The sequence below is a fragment of the Streptomyces sp. NPDC001902 genome (assembly GCF_042891295.1).
Lineage (GTDB): Bacteria > Actinomycetota > Actinomycetes > Streptomycetales > Streptomycetaceae > Actinacidiphila.
Genome location: NZ_JBIATA010000021.1, coordinates 53,795 through 71,890, shown reverse-complemented (window position 1 = coordinate 71,890; position 18,096 = coordinate 53,795). Strand labels below are relative to the sequence as shown.

19 protein-coding genes are annotated in these 18,096 nt (G+C 73.2%); 7 read left to right on the top strand and 12 right to left on the bottom strand.

Features of this window, described 5'->3' with window-relative positions:
• Positions 1-149 precede the first annotated feature (149 nt).
• Positions 150-482 (top strand): hypothetical protein, encoded by a 333-nt coding sequence (locus tag ACFYYN_RS29310; protein WP_500548145.1) that lies wholly within the window; start codon positions 150-152, stop codon positions 480-482.
• Between the two features lie 142 nt (positions 483-624).
• Positions 625-1,320 (top strand): hypothetical protein, encoded by a 696-nt coding sequence (locus tag ACFYYN_RS29305; RefSeq protein WP_500548144.1) that lies wholly within the window; start codon positions 625-627, stop codon positions 1,318-1,320.
• Between the two features lie 49 nt (positions 1,321-1,369).
• Here ACFYYN_RS29305 and ACFYYN_RS29300 read toward each other — a convergent pair whose 3' ends face one another.
• On the bottom strand, positions 1,370-1,636 hold the full coding sequence (locus tag ACFYYN_RS29300) for a hypothetical protein (RefSeq protein WP_500548143.1): 267 nt from the start codon (positions 1,634-1,636) through the stop codon (positions 1,370-1,372).
• Positions 1,637-1,690: 54 nt separating this feature from the next.
• On the opposite strand from ACFYYN_RS29300, the gene ACFYYN_RS29295 reads away from it, so the two are divergent.
• Both ACFYYN_RS29295 and ACFYYN_RS29290 read left to right on the top strand, forming a co-directional pair.
• Entirely contained in the window at positions 1,691-2,428 is a 738-nt protein-coding gene (locus ACFYYN_RS29295; RefSeq protein ID WP_500548142.1) for a MerR family transcriptional regulator, read from the top strand.
• Between the two features lie 242 nt (positions 2,429-2,670).
• Positions 2,671-2,985, top strand: coding sequence for a hypothetical protein (locus tag ACFYYN_RS29290; protein ID WP_500548141.1), 315 nt, complete (start codon positions 2,671-2,673; stop codon positions 2,983-2,985).
• Positions 2,986-3,030: 45 nt separating this feature from the next.
• Here ACFYYN_RS29290 and ACFYYN_RS29285 read toward each other — a convergent pair whose 3' ends face one another.
• The 4 genes from ACFYYN_RS29285 to ACFYYN_RS29270 all read right to left on the bottom strand — a co-directional run bounded on the left by ACFYYN_RS29285 (position 3,031) and on the right by ACFYYN_RS29270 (position 9,962).
• The gene (locus tag ACFYYN_RS29285; protein ID WP_500548140.1) at positions 3,031-6,483 is read right to left on the bottom strand and encodes a phosphodiester glycosidase family protein; all 3,453 of its coding nucleotides are present in this window, start codon (positions 6,481-6,483) and stop codon (positions 3,031-3,033) included.
• A gap of 265 nt (positions 6,484-6,748) precedes the next feature.
• A complete protein-coding gene (locus ACFYYN_RS29280; RefSeq protein ID WP_500548139.1) occupies positions 6,749-8,794 on the bottom strand; it encodes a glycosyl hydrolase family 28-related protein in 2,046 nt (681 codons plus the stop codon).
• 246 nt (positions 8,795-9,040) lie between these two features.
• Positions 9,041-9,511 carry a hypothetical protein gene (locus ACFYYN_RS29275; RefSeq protein WP_500548138.1) on the bottom strand — a complete coding sequence of 157 codons (471 nt, stop codon included), beginning with the start codon at positions 9,509-9,511 and terminating at the stop codon, positions 9,041-9,043.
• A gap of 82 nt (positions 9,512-9,593) precedes the next feature.
• Positions 9,594-9,962, bottom strand: a complete 369-nt coding sequence (locus ACFYYN_RS29270; protein WP_500548137.1) for a winged helix-turn-helix transcriptional regulator — start codon at positions 9,960-9,962, stop codon at positions 9,594-9,596.
• Between the two features lie 64 nt (positions 9,963-10,026).
• On the opposite strand from ACFYYN_RS29270, the gene ACFYYN_RS29265 reads away from it, so the two are divergent.
• The gene (locus tag ACFYYN_RS29265) at positions 10,027-10,914 is read left to right on the top strand and encodes an LLM class flavin-dependent oxidoreductase (protein WP_500548136.1); all 888 of its coding nucleotides are present in this window, start codon (positions 10,027-10,029) and stop codon (positions 10,912-10,914) included.
• Complete coding sequence (locus ACFYYN_RS29260; RefSeq protein ID WP_500548135.1) at positions 10,911-12,254, top strand: FAD-binding oxidoreductase; 1,344 nt, start codon at positions 10,911-10,913, stop codon at positions 12,252-12,254. Before ACFYYN_RS29265 ends, ACFYYN_RS29260 begins: the two co-directional genes overlap by 4 nt.
• Here the strand turns inward: ACFYYN_RS29260 and ACFYYN_RS29255 are convergent.
• The 6 genes from ACFYYN_RS29255 to ACFYYN_RS29230 form a co-directional block, all read right to left on the bottom strand.
• Positions 12,241-13,455 carry a GDSL-type esterase/lipase family protein gene (locus tag ACFYYN_RS29255; RefSeq protein ID WP_500548134.1) on the bottom strand — a complete coding sequence of 405 codons (1,215 nt, stop codon included), beginning with the start codon at positions 13,453-13,455 and terminating at the stop codon, positions 12,241-12,243. The two genes, ACFYYN_RS29260 and ACFYYN_RS29255, sit on opposite strands and share 14 nt — an antisense overlap.
• A 132-nt stretch (positions 13,456-13,587) precedes the next feature.
• A complete protein-coding gene (locus ACFYYN_RS29250) occupies positions 13,588-14,562 on the bottom strand; it encodes a zinc-binding dehydrogenase (RefSeq protein ID WP_500548133.1) in 975 nt (324 codons plus the stop codon).
• A gap of 81 nt (positions 14,563-14,643) precedes the next feature.
• Complete coding sequence (locus ACFYYN_RS29245; protein ID WP_500548132.1) at positions 14,644-15,045, bottom strand: SHOCT domain-containing protein; 402 nt, start codon at positions 15,043-15,045, stop codon at positions 14,644-14,646.
• A gap of 55 nt (positions 15,046-15,100) precedes the next feature.
• Entirely contained in the window at positions 15,101-15,595 is a 495-nt protein-coding gene (locus ACFYYN_RS29240; RefSeq protein WP_500548131.1) for a hypothetical protein, read from the bottom strand.
• Positions 15,592-16,140 carry a GNAT family N-acetyltransferase gene (locus ACFYYN_RS29235; RefSeq protein WP_500330203.1) on the bottom strand — a complete coding sequence of 183 codons (549 nt, stop codon included), beginning with the start codon at positions 16,138-16,140 and terminating at the stop codon, positions 15,592-15,594. The genes ACFYYN_RS29240 and ACFYYN_RS29235 overlap by 4 nt, the downstream gene beginning before the upstream one ends.
• Positions 16,141-16,210: 70 nt before the next feature.
• Complete coding sequence (locus ACFYYN_RS29230) at positions 16,211-16,786, bottom strand: TerD family protein (RefSeq protein ID WP_499513210.1); 576 nt, start codon at positions 16,784-16,786, stop codon at positions 16,211-16,213.
• 159 nt (positions 16,787-16,945) lie between these two features.
• On the opposite strand from ACFYYN_RS29230, the gene arfB reads away from it, so the two are divergent.
• Positions 16,946-17,389 (top strand): alternative ribosome rescue aminoacyl-tRNA hydrolase ArfB, encoded by a 444-nt coding sequence (gene arfB / locus ACFYYN_RS29225; protein WP_500330255.1) that lies wholly within the window; start codon positions 16,946-16,948, stop codon positions 17,387-17,389.
• 40 nt (positions 17,390-17,429) lie between these two features.
• Here arfB and ACFYYN_RS29220 read toward each other — a convergent pair whose 3' ends face one another.
• Entirely contained in the window at positions 17,430-17,903 is a 474-nt protein-coding gene (locus ACFYYN_RS29220; protein ID WP_500333838.1) for a flavin reductase family protein, read from the bottom strand.
• Positions 17,904-18,096 lie beyond the last annotated feature (193 nt).

Below are 18,096 nucleotides of genomic sequence, written 5' to 3'. Positions count from 1 at the left end.
AGGCGGCCCGCCGGCCGCTCGTGCCCGCTCCCCGGCTGAGGCTGCCGGCGGGGAGGATCACCTGGAATCCCGGTGGGCCACCGGCAGGGGCGCTCGCTATGCTCCGCCGCGACGCGGTCGGGTGATCGCACGCAGGGAGGTCGAGACGCATGACGCAGGCACGGCCGATGCCGAACGTGACCGATGAACGCCTCTGCTGGCTCATCGTTCGCGACGACCTTCGGAAGAGGACGGGCAAACTGCGCTTCTTCGGGTGGTTCACGGTGTTGTTCAGCAGAACCCCCGGTGGCGCCGCGATGGGGGGTGACCTGCGGCGTGAGTACGCATCGGACAAGATGACCGACTACGCGCCGGCCGTGGACGACGCCGCACAGAAGCTCTCGCCTGAAGAGCGCGAGCACCTGCGCGTCGCAGGTGAGGTACCCGATTGGTTCATGGATGACGTGGAGCGCCGCTATCAGGTGATCCGCAAGCAGCGCTGAGCCCGGTCACCCACGGCTGTCAGCCGGCCGTGGGTGAACGCGGGCAGCGCTGCTCAGTGGGCGCGGGGCACGCAGGTTCCCCGTCAGCGCGGTCCGGTGCGTGCTGCCAAGATGACGCGCACGCGTCGAATCAGGGGTGGGCATGGAGAACTGGGACTTCCGCGAGTGGCAGGCAGCCCTGGCCGCCCTCGGCCCAAGGGCGGCGGCCCTGGTCGGCCTTGCGGCGGCCGAGCGCATGGCGGGGTGCCTGGGCGACGAGCGCTTCGGCCGCCGGGGTGCCCCGGCGGCCGAAGTGGCGCGGGAGCTGCTGCAGGAGTGCTGGTCCGGCGCCCAGGGCGGGGAGGGATCCGCATCGGACCGGATACGGGACCTGGCCGACCAACTGGCCGGCCACTCCGCGGAGTACCAGACCCTCTCGATGACCGAGCTGTTCCACTCGTACGGGCCGTTCGGCGGCGACACGGACGAGGATCCCGACGATGAGGCCCCCGACCTGGAGGAGTTCCTGGAGGAGGCGGAACCCGAGGGTGCGGTGATGATGCATATGGACGCGCTCACGGCGATAACGGAGGCGGCTGCGGCCTGTGCCGGAGGCCCCTGGGACGGAGCCCTCCGGTGCCTCCAGGTCGCCGCCATGGCCGCGGACCAGCACGATCCCCCGCTGCCGGGACCGGGCGCCGAGACACGGCGCCAGGCGGAGGACCTCGCGCTGGTCCGGGCGACGGACGGCGCCGGGGCCGGGCCGGGGCACCTGGTGACGGAGCTCCGGACCCGTGCCCAGGCGGAGGCGGCGGGATGGCGACGGGCCACTGAGCGACTCGGCCTCCTGCACGACTGAACCCGCAGCCTCGCCGCCTCCGCCCACCGGCCGCGCGATGGCGTCCTCGCTAGGCGCCCAGCAGTCGGGAGAGCTCCGTCTCGGCCTCCTCGTACCCCGCGTCGGCGATCCGCTGCAGTTCGCGCAGGTCGCCCGCGGCGGCCGCCCGTCGGGTCAGCAGGAACCCCGCGTGCATGGACCCCTCGTCCAGGAGTTCGCTCAGCTCCTCGATGTCCCCGGCGGCGTCGGCGAGGTCGGCCAGCCGGTCCAGGGCGCTCTCGTTCCCGGCGTCGGCCAGCTCGCGCAGCGTCTCGCGGTCGAAGTTCGTGTTCACCATGGCGCCAGGGTGCAACCCTGCCCCTGGGGCAGGGTCAAGTGCCACGATTGCCGGGTGATCACCATCGGGCAGCTCGCGGCGTACGTCGGAGTGTCGATCAAGACCATCCGCGTCTACCACGCCAAGGGGCTGCTTCCCGAGCCCGGCCGCGACGCCTCCGGCTACCGGCGCTACGGGGCGGACGACGTCGTCGCCCTCATCAAGATCCGGACGCTCGCCGAAGCCGGCGTCCCTCTGGCCCGTATCCAGGAACTGAGGGCGGCCGGCGAGGAGGAGTTCCGCCGGGCGCTCCACGACATCGACGGCCGACTGGCCGAGCGGATCCGCGGACTGCAGGCGACGCGGGCGCGTCTGCGCGAGCTCGCCTCCGGGGAGGCGACGCTGCTGCCCGCCGGGGTCCGGGCGCATCTGGAGGACCTGCGGCGCTGGGGATTCACCCCCCGGTGGGTGGACCTCCAGCGGGACCTGTGGATCCTCGTCTTCGCCACCCACCCGGACCAGGCGGGAGCCCTCTTCCAGGACCAGGGCGAGATGCTGTCCGAGCCCGCGCTGCGGCAGCTCTTCCTGCGGTACGACCACGCGTACGCCCTCGATCCCGGCGACCCCCGCATCGACGACCTGGCGCAGCACATCCTCGAGGCGACCCGGAGCCGCTACGGATCGAGCGCGCCCCCCGAGGTGGACGTGGCCTCGGACATCCCCGCCCTCATCCAGAGCACGGTCAACGCCGCCTCCCCGGCCTGGCGGCGGCTGGACTCGCTGATCCGGGCGGGGCTGGGCGCGGCGCCGTGAGCCGCCCGAAGGGCCCGGAGCCCCTGAGGTCGATGCGGCCGATCCCGAACTCGGGCCCCGGCCCGTAGCGGTCCCGGGACGCCGCGCGGCTGAGGTGATCGCCGATCTCGGGCCCCCTTCCCCGCGTGCATCGCGCGACGTCCTCGACCCACCCCGGGGCGTCCGCGTCCCGTGCACCGGTCAAGATGCTCATCACACGGGGACCGCGCAAGGAAGGGGCGGGCAGGGGTGACGGACAGGGAGTGGCCGGAGGGCCCGGACGCGGATCCGGGGCGGCGCGGGAGCGGTACGAGGCCGACCTGCGGAGCGACCGGGGGGCGGTGCGCGAAGTACTGCGCGCGGACCGGAAGGACGCGCACATGGGGCTGGGCGCGGTGGTGGTCACCAGCGGCATCGTGGGGGCGTTCGCGGGTCCGGCCGTCGGCGCGCTGATCACGGGTGTCTTCGCCGCGCTGTTCCTGGCCGCCCTCGCGGTCATGCTGCTGGGAGGGCTCCGGGGGAAGGAGGCGGCGGGTGGCGCCTACCGCTTCGCGTTCGGGTGGGGGCGGTGGCTGTAGGACCGCGGAGGGGTGCCCGCCCGCGCGGGCGGGCACCCCTGGGGGTCAGCGGACGGTGACGTGGGTCGTGCCCGTGACGCCGCCGCTGGTCACCGTGATGGTCGCGGTGCCGGGGCGGTGGGCGGTCAGGGCGCCGGTGGACGGGTCCACCGAGGCGACCTTGGGGTTGCCCGACGTCCAGACGTGGGACGCGGGGTCCGCGATCGGGATCGTGAGCGGTGCGATGTTGTCGCCGGCGATCTGGTCGCCGGTCGCGGTCAGGGTGACGCGGTCGCCGCGGGCGATCGGGTCCTTGGGTCCCGTGACCTCGATCGAGGCCAGCGCGGGCTCGACGGTGTACTGCAGGTTGCCGTCGTCGCCGATCCGGACGAGACCGAAGTGGTAGATGCCACCCTGGTCGGCCGGGGCGTAGGCGGGCATGCCGAGGTCCGCGAAGGTGAACTGCGGGATGCCGCCCTCGTCCGTGGTCACGCTCCGGCCCTCGGGGTCGAGGATCTGCTCCGCGAAACCGCGCGCGTGACCGTACATCATGATCACGTGCTGCTTGGGGTGCGTCTCCTGGTAGCGCTGCACCAGCCGCAGGTACATCCGCGCCTCCCAGCGGTCCGTGAACTGGCTGTTCGCGGCCGGATGCGGGTCGTACGCGGGCATGTGGGTGATGACCAGCACGTCCTTGGCGGTGGTGTCCGTCAGCTGCCGGACGAGCCACGGGTACTGCACGCCCTCGGGGTTCTGGAACGGGTCCGAGGACTGCAGGCTGCCGTGCGAGTTGTCGGTGACGATCATCCGCGCCGCGCCCTGGCCGTACGCGTAGTGGGTCTCACCGAAGGTGTCGCTGAAGTTGCCGTTCTCGGAGTCGGCGCCCTGCGTGATCTCGTGGTTGCCGACGATGTCGCGCTCGGGGATGCCGAGGGCGTCCATCTTGGACTTCGCGTACTGCAGGTCCACCAGCTTGCCGTCGTCGGGCATGTCGCCGAGGAACTGGGCGGAGTCCGGACGTGCCTGCGGGGTCAGGGTGGGCAGCCGCTTGGCGATGGAGTCCATCACGTTGCTGCTGACCGAACCCGGGTCGCTCGCCAGCATGTGCGCGTCGTCACCGGTGAGGATCGTGGTGCCGCGCTTGGCGAAGTCGGCGGAGTCCTCCTCGAAGGACAGCCACTTCGGGTTCTGCGGGATCGCGCGGTACTCGGGCACCGTGACCGGACGCGGCGAGTACAGGGCCTGCAGGCCCGCGACGTTGAGCGAACCGCTGTAGGCGGTGCTGGGGCTGATCGCCAGGAAGTCGATGAAGCTGATGGTCAGCGGGAACTGCATGCCCGCCGGCAACTGCGCGACCGCCAGGTGCCAGTCCTTCCACGTCACGAACGTCGGGTACAGCGTGGTGGAGGTGCCGTTGACGCCGATGTACTTCTCGGCGAGCTCGATGCCGTTGCCGTCACCCTTGATCCACACGCCGATGGCGGTGGGGACCTGGCCGTTGTTGGTGTCGGTCTTCAGGGTGACCTTCGGCGAGAGCACCAGCTGCTTGACACCGGAGGCGGCCGGCATCGAGTAGTCGAGCCGCAGGGACCCCGACTCGGTGGAGCCCGGCGGGACGACGCCCGGGTCCGCGGTCAAGGTGGCGGGCTTGCCGGTGGTGTTGTTGCTGAGTCGCCACACGTCCAGGCTGGTGATCGGGTCGATGACCTTGCTGACCCGGCCCACGGCGACCGACGTGGTCGCGGTGGTGCCCGCGACCTGTGCGCTGACCTCGGCCAGACCGCCGTTGTCGGTGCTCGCGGTGAACAGGCCGTGCGCGTCGACGGTGCCCAGGTTCTCCGGGGTGACCTTCCAGGTGGCCGCCTCGGCGGGGATCTGCACCGCGCCGCCGTCCTTGACGGTGCCGGACAGGGCGAGCTGCTGGGTGGCGCCGTTGTCCAGGTCGGCCTTGTCGGGCGAGACCGTGAGGGTCTTGAGCTTGCTGACGACCTCGAGCTTCTCCGAGGTGGAGGCACGGCCGTTCGAGGCGATGATCCGGCCCGAGCCCGTGCGGTGCGGGGTGAGCTTGCCGTCCTCGTACGAGGCCAGCGACGCGGGCACGACGCGGACGTGGACCTGGCCGGCCGCCGGGTTCGCGAGCCGGTCGACGGAGTGCACCGGGAGCGGGATGGTGCCGCCGGCGACGGTGGTGACCTGCTCGCCGCCGTTCACCACGACCTTGACGGCCGGGCCGGCCTCCTTGGCGGTGGAGTAGAAGAAGATGCCGTTGGCGACCGGGCGCTCGGTGTTGCCGGGCTGGTCGGAGGGCTTGTTGACGATCTCGGCCCGGTCGGCGCCGGGGGCGCGGCTGACCATGCCGGTGGAGCCGCCGCCGTCGAAGAGCATGGCGTCGTAGGCGCCGTGGGCGACCATGTAGCCGGCGGCCTGGTCACGGGTCACGCCGAAGGCGGTGGTGGCGCCGCCCTGGCCGTCGACGGCGATGACGATGGCGTGCTTGCCGTCCTTGGTGACGCCGACCGCGGTCTCCGGGTTGGCGCCGCTCGGCGGGGTGCCGGTCGGGTCCTTGTAGACCTGGCCGTTCTTCACCAGCGTGTCGACGCCGCTGATCAGCTGGGTGACATCGTTGTCTGGCGAGAGCCGGGTGGCGATGCCCACCGTGTCGCCCGCGTGCAGGGTGTCGGTCAGCCACTGCCCGCCGTCGCCGGCGCCGAGCAGACCGAGCTGCTCGGCGGCGAGGCGCGGCACGGCGGTGACGCCGGTCCGCACGTCGTCGACGACGAAGCCGCCGTCGGTGACGTGGCCGAGCACCAGGACGGAGGCCTTGGGCAGGCCGGGGGTCTCGCCGAGGTCGGGGGTGACCTCGGTGATGCCGCCGGACGTCAGGTCGTTCACCGTGTTCACCGAGGTGAGCGCGCGGGTCGCGGAGCCGGCGGTGATCGTCCCGGAGAAGGTCTCCGGGCCCATCACGATGGTTCCGTCCGGCTTGACGCCCAGCTGGGAGGCGAAGCCCGGCTTGGGGCTCTTCAGCAGGCGCCCGTCGGTCATGATGCCGCCGAGCGGACGGCCGCTGGCGTGGATCTCGAAGTAGTCGCCGTTGACGCCCGCCACCGCGTGGGTGCGGTGCGCCATCGACGACGGCGTCTCGTCGGCCGGGTTGGTGATGGTGTCACCGGCCTGGACCATGCCGACCCGGAGGTTCGGGTCGTCGAGGTCGGCGGAGAGCACCTGGACGTGCTGGCGGCCGCCGACGGTGTCGTAGGTCTCGCTGTAGTGCTGCAGACCGCGCGTGACCGTCTCGGCGGGGGTCCGGGTGTAGTCCACCACGAGCGGCCAGTTCTGCGGAGTCTCCGGCAACCAGTCACGGTCGGGCGCGTGGCCCTGGAGGGCCTCCTCGCCCGCCGGTGCCGAGGCGGTGGCCACGGCCCCGCCCACGGCGCCGGTCAGTGCCAGCGCCAGCGCGGTGACCACGGCGGTCCGGCGTGCACCGGTCCCCGGGGTCCTCTTCGCGCGAAGTTTCATGGAGTGTTCCTTATGGGTGATGTGCCGGCTGGTCGCCGGCCCCCGTCCACCCGACACCCGTTCGGCGACGCCCAGGTTTCCGGTTGCGGATCGGTGGGTGACCCGCAGGGGGTGCGGGGTTATGGATTCGGTCAAGTCGTCGCCGCTGACGGGGGGCCGCCGGGCGCACCGCACCGCTGCCGTACCTGCGCGGACGTGCGGAACGCCCCGGCCGATGCTCGGCCGGGGCGTTCCGTGGGTCCCTCGGGTCAGGTACGGGCGCCCGTCACCAGGGGGCGGGGCCGGGGGGCGCGACGACCGGGGGACGGTCGTCGCATGTGATGGTGTTGGGCAGCTCCCACGCGCCCAGCCAGGGGCCCGTGGTGCCGCCGCCGTCGTTGCCGCCGAGGTCGGTCAGGGAGAACTCGGAGCCGGTGGCGGGGAAGTTGAAGGAGCCGCAGTTGTTGACGCCGACCGCGCCGACGTTGCGGGCGTCGACGTTCTCGAAGGACGCCGAGCCGGCGGCCCTGGCGCTGACGACCGAGGTGCCGGTGCCGTCCACCCGGATGTCCTTGAAGTGCACGTTCGTGATCGAGTAGGTGTCCTTCACCGGCCAGTCGGCGACCAGCATGATCGCGTTGTAGGTGCTGTCGAGGAAGTGGTCGCCGGTCACGCGGATGTCGGCGTCGATGTTCCGCTCCAGGGCGTAGAACCAGATCGCGCCGAGGCCGATGTTCCAGTTCAGCTCGTACGTGCCGGCCCGTACCGTCGTGTTGTCGGTGATCCACAGGTGCCCGGTGAACGGCTGGGCGCCGAAGCGGGAGCCCAGCTGGAGGGCGCTGCCCTCGCGGATGGGGTCGGCGATCAGGTTGCCGGAGACCGTGGTGTCGGTGCCGCCGTAGATCGCGATGCCGTTGGCGAGCACGGGCGTCTGCACGGTGTTGTGGTCGAAGGTGTTGCGGGCGTTGCCGGTCTTCTCCGACCACATCGCCAGCCCGTCGTCGCCGGAGTTGCGGACGAAGTTGTTGCGGACGACCGAATCCGTCACGCCGGTGTGGAAGTTGAGGCCGTCGGCGATCTGGTCGGTGATGACGTTGCCGGTGATCCGCAGGTTCGACATGGGGCCGTCGAACCACATGCCCACCTTGGTGTGGTGGATGTACAGGCCCTCGATGGTGGAGTCGCTCATCGCCCCGCCGACGCCGTTCACCTGGTCGGTGTCGATGCGTTCGCGGACGTCGCCCTCGATCGCGAAGCCCGACAGGTGGACGTCGCGGCTGCCGCCGGCCGACGCGTCCTTGCCGTAGAAGCCGACGCCGGTGTGGACGGATCCATCGGGTGCGGGGGAGTCGAGCGCGACCTCCTTGCCCTTGATGATCGTGTACCAGCTGCCGGCGCCCTCGATCGTCACGTCGTCCACGACGATGTGCCGGTTGACCTGGTAGGTGCCCGGCGGGACGTAGACCTTCAGGTGCGCGCGGCGGGCGAAGGCGATCGCCTTGTCCAGGGCCTTGGCGGAGTCCCGTCGTCCGGTCGGGTCGGCGCCGAAGGCGAGGACGTTCGCCGCGAGGAGCGAGACGCGGGGCGGGGCGACCAGGTGGGAGTCGAGGAGGTCGACGGTCGTCGGGACGGCCCCGGAGCGCGCCGGGACGGTGAGCCGGATCCTGTCGCCCGCCTTGTACGTCCGGCCCAGCAGGAGGCGCTGCTCGTCGTAGAAGTGGTTCGGCCGGAAGGGCTTGGAGATCACCGGCGCCGGGGTGGTCGCGTTCGGCACGCAGCTGCACTCGGTGATCCACCAGTCGTCGTGGAGCAGCCCGGCCTGCGGGTCGTTGGAGAACGGGTACTGGTTGTAGAGCCAGGCGTACTGAGAGGTCAGGGTCATCGTCGTGCGGGCGCGGCCGTTGACCGTCACGTCGAGCGGCGCGGTGATGCCGCCCCCGCCGGGCGCGTCCGGGACGCTGTACCGCACGGTGATCGCGTTGGCGGCGCTCGGCAGCGTGAACTCCACGTACTGGCCGCGCCGCAGGGTCACCGCCTTGCGCCCGGACGCCTCCGCGGGGAGCGTGTAGGCGGTCCGGTCCGGGCCGATGACCTCGCCGTCCGTGACGGCGTTCTCGGCCTCCTGCTCCACGAACCCGAGGTCCGCGCCACGGCCCTTGACCAGCGCCGGGTCCAGTGCCGCCCGCGTCACGACCGGCCGGGCCGCGTCCTTCGCCTTCGCGGTACCGGCCTGGGCCGTGGCACCGACCGGGCCGATGCCGACGCCGAGGCCGGCCGCCACCGCGACCACCGCCACGGCTCTTCGCCAGGCACTCCTGCTGCTCCGTGTCATCCCCAGCTCTTCTCTCGTAAGGCGCGACCGCCCGGGACGTTCGAGGCGGAGCGGACGTCGTGAGGTGAGGCGACAGTAAGGACCCGTCAGGCCGCTCCACAAGGCTCATGCGTGATGTTTTCGGCCTGATGATGGTCAAGTGCGTCTGTCTGTTTGTTTTTTGCGCTGCTTGCGCTACTCGTTGCGGAAGCGGACGACGTGGAGCGTCCCCCGGGCCGAGCGGTGCCAGGGGTTGGTGGGGGCGGCTTACCGGCCCGGCCAGGGCCGGGACAGGGGGACCCACTCCGGTCCGCGGTGGTGCAGCCACCACTCGCCGATGGTCCGGAACTTCTCCTCGAAGGCGGCGTCCTGGCTCATGAAGCCGGTGACGGGCGCCCGCAAGCGGGTGAGGCGGCCGTCCGCCTCGCGGATCACCACCCGACGTACGCCCATGTTCGACTCGACCCAGATGCCCTGGACGTCCGCCCAACGGACCGTCCTGCGCCGCAGGTTGTGCACCACCGCGGCCGACGCGGTGAGCGTGACACCGAACCGCGCGGAACCGAGCAGACCCGCCGGCAGCGCGAGCCACACGCCCGCCGGGAACGCGAACCCGACGCCGGACGAGTCGGGGAAGAGCAGCGGTTCGGCGATCGCCAGGGCCGTGACGAGGACGGCGGCGGGCACCAGTGGCATCACCCTCTGGTACCAGGTCAGCCGGAAACGGACGTGCTCCATCGGACTCCCCACCCCTTGTCGGCGCATGATCGCCGACGCAGCCTGGCCGGGCGCGGCGCCGCTGTCCACCCCGGCGGGGAGGTCAGTCCGCCGGGGCGGCCGCGGGGGGCGGTCCGGGCGCGTGGCGCAGCCCGTAGGCGATGAGGGGTTCGAGGGCGGCGAGGAGTTCGGTGCCCCGGTCGGAGGGGTGGTAGAGGATCTGTACGGGGGTGCTCGGGATGACCTCGCGGCCGATGAGGCCGAGGTGCTCCATCTCCTTGAAGCGTTGTGAGAGCAGCCGGTCGGAGATGCCCGGCACCATGCGGCGGTAGTCGGTGAAGCGCCGGGCGCCGCGGGCGGCGGCCAGCAGGACGGCGCCGGTCCAGCGGCGGCCGACCTGTTCGAGGACGGCCTGGAAGGCGGTGCAGGCCTCGGCGTCGATGTCGGGCTCGGTGGTCTCGCGGGAAGTCACTTACCCAAGATTAGCGGCTAACCCTCGCCTTTGCCGAAGGTCCCGGCCCCCCGACGCTGAAGCCATGGACACCACCGACCGTGCACAGCGGCTCCGCTTCGGGCTGAGCCTCGACCCGGACGCCGGCCGTCTGCCGGAGACGCTGGAGCTGGCCGCCGCCGCGGACGCCGCGGGGCTGGACCTGCTCGCCCTGCAGGACCACCCGTACCAGCCTGGGCACCTCGACGCGCTCACGCTGTCCGCCCTGGTCGCGGCCCGCACCTCGCGCATCTCCGTCTTCACCGACGTCGCGGACCTGCGGCTGCGGCCCCCGGTCATGCTGGCCAAGACCGCCGCGAGCCTGGCCGCGGCGTCCGGCGGCCGCTTCCAGCTCGGCGTGGGCGGCGGCGGCATACCGGAGGCGATCGGCTCGATGGGGGCGGCGCCGATGCCGCCCCGCGAGGTCGTGGCGTACACGGAGGAGTCGCTGCGGCTCATGCGGACCGCGCTGGACGGCGGGCCCGTGCGGCACCGCGGCGACGTGCTGACGGTGCCCGGCTACCAGGCCGGCCCGGTGCCGCCGCGCCGGGTCGAGCTGTGGCTCGGCGGGCAGCGGCCGCGGATGCTGGCGGTCGCGGGCCGGGCGGCGGACGGCTGGATCTCGCCGCTGAACATCTACGTGCCGCCGCAGGAGGTGCCCGAGCGCCAGCGCGTGGTCGACGAGGCGGCCCGCGCCGCCGGGCGCGATCCCGCGCGCGTCCGTCGCATCTACAACGTGATCGGTGTCATCGGCGGCTCCGGTGCCCCCGGCCTCAACGGGGACGTCGGCCGGTGGGCCGACACCCTCGCCGAGTGGGCGACCGTGCTGCGCTTCGACACCTTCGTCTTCTGGCCCGTCACCGCGCACCGGCAGCAACTGGAGGTCTTCGCCGGCGAGGTCGTGCCGGCCGTCCGCGAGCGGGTGGCCCGGTGACGCCCGGCCCCGGCCCCGGCACCGCCCCGGCCACCGCCTTCGCGGTGCCCGCCGCCCTGGCGGAGCGGACCGTGCTCCCCGGCGACCCCCGCTACCCGCTGCTGCGCTCCACCTACACCACCGTCGCCCGCCCCGCCGCCGTGGTCCTCGTCCGCGGGCCCGGCGACATCGCCGCCGCCCTCGCCGCGGCCCGTGCGCAGGGACTGCCCGTCGCCGTGCGCTCCGGCGGCCACGGGCTGTCCGGCCGGTCGTCCAACGACGGCGGGCTCGTCATCGACCTCTCCGGGCTCGACGAGGTCCGGGTCCTGGACCGGGCGGCCCGCCTGGTGCGGGTCGGTGCGGGCGCCCGCTGGGGCCGGGTGGCGTCCACGCTCGCGGCGCACGGGCTGGCCGTCAGCTCGGGCGACCACGGCAACGTGGCGGCCGGTGGCCTGGCCACCGCGGGCGGCATCGGCTGGCTCGCCCGTACGTACGGGCTGACCGTCGACCGGGTCCGCGCCGTCGAGCTCGTCCTGGCCGACGGGACCGCGCTGCGCGCCGACGCCACCCACCACCCGGACCTGTTCTGGGCGGTGCGGGGAGCGGGCGCGGGCGCGGGGATCGTGACCGCCTTCGAGATCGAGGCGATGGACCTGGGGGACATGGGCGTGGCCCAGCTGGTCTTCGAGGCCGACCGGGCGGGCGGCGCCCTCGCGCAGTGGGCGGCCGCGATGGCCGCCGCGCCGCGCGCGCTCACCTCCGCCGCCCACCTCCTGTCCAACGGTCCGGCCCTGGCGCTCTCCGTCACCGTCGCCGTGGCCGACGACGACCCCGACCGCGTCCGTGAGGCACTCGGCCCCCTGGTGGCGGGGCGGTACCGCCCGCTCCAGGCGACCGCCCAGCTGGCCCCGTACACCGCGCTGGTCTCCACCGCCCACCAGCACGCCAACACCGGTCAGCAGCCCGTGGTGAGCACCAACTCGCTGCTGCCCGCGATGACCCGGGACGCCGCACGCGCCGTCATGGCGACCGCGGGCGACCGGCGCCGGCCGGCCTTCGTCCAGCTGCGCTCGCTCGGGGGCGCGATCAACGACGTCCCGGCCGACGCCACCGCCTACGCCCACCGCACCCAGCAGGTCCTGGCGCAGGGCAACCTCTTCCCGCCGCACGGGCCGGACGACCTGCACCGCCTGTGGACGCCGGTCCGTGAGCTCGGCAGCGGCAGTTACGTGAACTTCGAGAGCGGCATCGGCCCCGGCGTCTTCGACCGGGCCTACCCGGGCGCCACCGGCGCGCGGGTGCGCGAGCTGTGGCGGCGCCACGACCCGGACGGCGTCCTGCGCCCGCTCACCCCCGGCTGACCGCGCCCGGGCCGGACCGGCGGCGCTCCGCGAACGGCCCGCCCGGCCCGAAGGCCAGCGCCGCGAAGCGCCGGCCCATCCGCCGGTAGCCCGCGGCGTTGGGGTGCAGGTCGTCGGGCAGGTCGGCGACGTCGCCGGGCCCGAAGAGCCGGCGGCCGTCCAGGTAGTGCAGGTTGCGGTCGCCGGAGGCGGCCCGGGCGGCCACGATCCGGGCCAGCTCCGCCCGGATGACGGTGAGCGTGAGCGCGCCGCCGGGGACGTCCGCGGCAGAACCCATGGCCACCACCCGCGGGACGGGGGCCGACAGGTCGGGCGCGGTCGGGCCGGGGGTGGTCTCCACGACCGGGCAGCTGATGGGCGACACGACCAGCAGCGGGGTGTCCGGGTGCCCGTCGCGGACGGTGTCGAGGAAGCCGTGCACCGCCGGGCCGAAGGAGCGCAGCCGGAAGGCGTCCCGGTTCACGATGTTGATGCCCAGCTTGAGGCTGATCAGGTCGGCCGGCAGGTCCCGGATGGTCCGGGCGACGTACGGGTCGAGCATCGCGTTGCCGCCGAGCCCCAGGTTGAGCAGCTCGGCCCCGGCCAGGGCCGCGGCGAGCGCCGGCCAGGTGGCGGTCGGGGACTCCGCCGCGGCGCAGTGGCTGATGGAGCTGCCGTGGTGGACCCAGCGCCGCCGGCCGCTCGGGCGCGGCGGCAGCACCTCGGCGTCCGCCCACAGCCCGACCAGCTCGGTGCGGGTCTGCTGCGGCAGCCACAGCTCGACGTCCTTCTCGCCCCGGGGCAGGTCGTGGAACCGGACCCGCCCCGGCGCCCCCGGCTCGCGACGGGAGGACTCGGCGAACAGGTCCGGCTTGTGGAGGACGTCCCCGGGCGGCGCGGGGGCGCTGCCGGTGCGCCTGCCGTCGACGACCAGGTCGACGACCCCGGCGGGCAGCGGCTCCGAGGTCCCCGCCAGCTGCCAGACCGAGGTCAGCAGTTCCAGCTCGACCACCCGGGCGGCGGTCCGGAACGCCAGCCGTACGCCGGAGGGCAGGGCGGTCATCTCGTCCATCAGGACGTCCGGGTACTGCGCCCGCGTCCACGCCGGGAGACGCCGCGGCAGCAGCCCGGCCCTCGTCCGTTCCAGGTCGAGCGCGCCGCGGATCTCCACCGGGCCCCCGGTGAGCGGGACCGCGTGCAAGGCGTGCGTCGCTGTTGTCACGTTTTCTCCCTGCCCGGGACCGGGCGTCGGCACACGGCCGCGCCATCGGATCCGGCATCCGGTGCCGCCCCCGTGCCGATGGGCGTGGGACGTCCAGGGGTGGCGCGAGCGGATCCCGGTCCCCGGCGGCCCCTACGGGACCAGGACGACCTTGCCCATCGTGCCGCGGCCTTCCAGGGCCGTGTGCGCCGCGGCGGCCTCGGCGAGCGGGAAGCGCTGCACGGCGGGGGTGAGCCGCCCGGCCGCCCATTCGGCGAGGGCCTCCTCCTCCAGCGTACGCAGGCCGAACCGCAGCATCGCAGGACCGAGGACGACCTGGGAGGTGATGCCGCGCGCGGCCAGTTCGCCGGGTGCGAACTCCAGCGGGCCGCCGGACGCCCAGCCGTAGACCACGTGCCGTCCGCCCGGGCCCAGCAGGTCCACCGCCCCGCGGCCGAGGTCGCCGCCGACCGCGTCGAGCACGACCGTGCCCGGCCGCCCGCCGAGGGCCGCCCGGGCCGCGTCGGTCCAGCCCTCGGCGGAGTAGTCGACGGCGGCGTCCGCGCCCAGCTCCAGGACGCGCGTGGTCTTGGCCGGCCCGCCCGCGAGCCCGAGGACGGCGGCGCCCGCGGTGCGCGCGACCTGTACCAGCAGGCTGCCCAGCCCGCCCGCCGCCGCGGTGACCAGGACCGTGTCGGCGGGGCCGAGCGGTGTCTGGCGCAGGATGCCCAGGGCCGTGCGGCCGGTGCCGATCATGGCGACGGCCTCGGCGGCGTCCTTGCCGTCCGGCAGCACGTGGAGCTTCCCGACGGCGGTGACGGCGAGTTCGGCGTAGCCGCCCGGCGCCATGCCCAGATGGGCCACGACGCGCCGGCCGAGCCACTCGGGGCCGACACCCTCCCCGGCGGCCTCCACGGTGCCGGCCACCTCGCGGCCCGGGACCGTGGGCAGCTCGGGCAGCGGGTAGGGGCCCTTGGGGTCGCCGGAGCGGATGGCGGTGTCGATCACGTGGACGCCGGCGGCGGCGACGGCGATGCGCACCTCGCCCGGGCCGGGCTCCGGGTCCGCGGTCCTCTCGTAGCTCAGGTTCCCGGCCGGGCCGAACGCGTGGAGACGGATGGCGTGCACGGTGCTTCCCCCTGGACACGACGACAGTGGGCGGTCGGATGATCCGCACCGCCCACTGTCCGACCTCAACCGCGGTTGAGGTCAAGCGAGGAGCTTCGCCTTCGCCTTGGTGTACTCCTCGTCGGTGATGTGGCCCTGGCTCTTGAGCTCGGCGAGCTTGGACAGCTGGTCGACGTTGCCGCCCGCCGTTCCGCCCTCGCCCGCGGCGGCCTGCCGTACGTACTGCTTGAAGGCCGCGTCCATTTCCTTCGTCTGCTTCTGGTCCCGCTCGGCCATGCCCTTGCCCCGGGCGATGACGTAGATCAGCACGCCGATGAAGGGCAGGAAGATCAGCAGGATGATCCAGCCGGCCTTGGCCCAGCCGCCGACCGTGTGGTCGCGGAAGAGGTCACCGATGATCCTGAAGAGCAGGAAGAACCACAGCACCCAGCAGAAGATCAGGAGCATCGTCCAGAAGAGGTTCAGCAGAGGGTAGTCGTCCATGCCCCAAGTGGACGGCGGCCGAACGGGTCCCGCATCCGGGATTGCGCCGTTCGGGCTACAGGCGGGGGAAACGCGCCGTCAGGTCCCAGATCACGGGGTTGGCGTCCAGGCCGTCGTGCATGTCCGTCAGGTCGGCGACCAGGTCGTGCAGGAAGTCGCGGGCCTCGCGGCGCAGCTCGGCGTGGGGGAAGGAGAGCGGCCGGTCGTCCGGCGCCCAGTCGGCGCCGACCTCGACGAAGCCGAAGCGGCGCTGGAAGCGGAGCCGGTCGGTGGACTCGGTGAAGTCCAGCTCGGCGTACTGGGGGCGCGCCGCGCGGCTGCCGAGCGGGTCGCGGTCCAGCTGCTCGACGATGTCGCACAGCGCCCACGCGAAGTCGAGGACCGGCACCCATCCCCAGGCTGTGGAAAGTTCGCGGTCGGCCGTCACGTCCGCCAGGTAGACGTCCCCGCAGAACAGGTCGTGGCGCAGCGCCCGTACGTCGGCGGTGCGGTAGTCGGTCTGCGGGGGGTCGGGGAAGCGGCGGGAGAGCGAGTAGCCGAGGTCGATCACCCGCCGATGGTACGCGGCGGCCCCGGCGGCAGGTCCTTGTGGAGGACGGAGCAGGGGCGGCCCATCTGCCGGTCCTCGCGGTGGTCGATCACCCGGTAGCCGAGCGTCCGCCAGAACGCCAGCGCGCCGGGGTTGCCGTCGAGCACCGCCAGGCGCACGCCGTCCCGTCCTCGCGCGCGCAGCCGTTCCTCGACCAGCCCGGCGAGTTCGCGTCCCAGGCCCGAGCGGTGCCGGCCGCCGTGCACCATCAGCAGGCCGATCCAGGGGTAGGGGTCGAGAGGATCCGGGTGTTCGGCGAGGGTGACGGCGAGGCCTGCCAGGCTCCCGTCGGCGGCGTCGTGGGCGAGCAGCACTTCCGTGGCGGGGTGGGTCAGTTCGGCGTTGACACTGCTCGCGACCTGCTCCGCCGTGACGGACCCGGGGTCGGGGAAGTCACCGGTGGCGCGGTGGAAGGCGGGGTTGGAGGCGTACAGCTCCGTCAGCCCGGCGAGGACGCCGGGCGGGAGGGAGCCGTCCACCGGTACGAGGGGTTCGAGGACCAGCATGCCCCGCACGCTAGTCGCGTGCGGGGCACCGGGCGCCGCATTAAGTGAGGCTCGTGGGACCCGACGGGTGTCAGAGGCCGACGCCGAAGTCGGTGGCGATGCCGGCGAGGCCGGAGGCGTAGCCCTGGCCGACCGCGCGGAACTTCCACTCGGCACCGTTGCGGTAGAGCTCGCCGAAGACCATGGCGGTCTCGGTGGCGGCGTCCTCGCTGAGGTCGTAGCGGGCGATCTCGGCACCGCCGGCCTGGTTGACGATGCGGATGTAGGCGTTGCGGACCTGGCCGAAGTTCTGGCTGCGGGTCTCGGCGTCGTAGATCGAGACGGGGAAGACGATGCGCTCGATGTCGGCGGGCAGCCCCGCCAGGTTGACGTTGATCGCCTCGTCGTCGCCCGCGCCCTCGCCGGTGCGGTTGTCGCCGGTGTGGACGATGCTCTGGTCCGGCGTCTGCTTGTTGTTGAAGAAGACGAAGTAGGCGTCCGCGTAGACCTTGCCGCTCGGGTTGAGCGCGATGGCGCTCGCGTCGAGGTCGAAGTCGGTGCCGGTGGTGGTGCGCACGTCCCAGCCAAGGCCCACCGTGATGGCCGCCAGGCCCGGTGCTTCCTTGGTGAGCGAGACGTTGCCGCCCTTCGACAGGCTTACAGCCATGGGAGTCCCCTCCGTGATGTCGGTCATTCGTGCCGACGACGACGCTACCTTCACAGGGGGGAACGTCGTGAGAGGCCGGCATGGTTCCTTTACGGCGAAAAACGCCTCCCGGGCCATGTCCCGGAAAATCCTGTGACTCCGGCGGCCGTCGGCGGGATCATGGGGGACATGTCCGGGCCGCCCCCTCTCGTCGTCCGCGGCTCGGTCTCCCTTCCGGAGGCCGAGCTGATGTGGCGTTTCTCCCGGTCGTCCGGACCGGGCGGCCAGCACGTGAACACCTCCGACAGCCAGGTCGAGCTGCGATTCGATCTCGCCAATTCCGAGTCGCTGCCCCCGGTGTGGAAGAAGCGTGCCCTGGAGCGGCTCGCCTCCCGCCTGGTGGGCGGCGTCCTGGTCGTACGGGCCTCCGAGCACCGCTCGCAGTGGCGCAACCGGGAGGCGGCGATGACGCGCCTGGCGGCGCTGCTCGCCGAGGCGACGGCGCCGCCGCCGAAGGTGCGCAGGCCCACGAAGATCCCGCGCGGCATCAACGAGCGGCGGCTGCGGGAGAAGAAGCGCCGCGGCGACACCAAGCGCGGCCGGGACCCGCGGGGCTGGTCCTGAGCCCTGGCGGCGTCCTCCGTGCCCGGCCCGGCCGGGCCCCTCAGCCGAGGTGCCGGTAGCGGCCCCTGAAGTACATCAGGGGCGCGCCGTCGGCGCTGGGGGTGCGCGCGGTCAGCACGCGGGCGATCACCAGGGTGTGGTCACCCGCCGGGACGCGCTGCTCGGTCTCGCACTCCAGCACGGCCAGGCCGCCGCCGAGTATCGGAGCCCCCGAGACCTCGCCGCGGTAGTAGGCGACGTCCTCGAAGAGCAGCCGGTCGCTGATGCGGCCGCGCATGGCGAAGCGGCCGGCGATGTGCCGCTGGCTCTCGCTCAGCACGGACACCGCCCAGCGCCGCCGGCGCTCCAGCAGTTCGTCCATGCGGGACCCCTCGCGCAGGCTCACGAGCACCATGGGCGGCTCCAGGGAGACCGAGACGAAGGCGGTCGCGGTCATGCCGACGTCCTCGCCCCGCGGGCCGTCCTCGGGGTCGTGGGCGGTCACCAGGACCACCCCCGCGGCGAGGCGGCTCATGGCGGCGCGGAAGGCATCGCTGTCCACGCCCGTCAGGGGTGGCTCGGAACCGTCGGGCACGGTCCCAGGATGCGGGATGCGGGGCGCGGAGGTGATTGACTGTGACACGCCCCGACGCTAGCCGGACTGCCGCACCACCCGCATCGGACTTCGGATCGAGCCAGGTCCTAGGACCTCCCGGCCACGCCCGCTT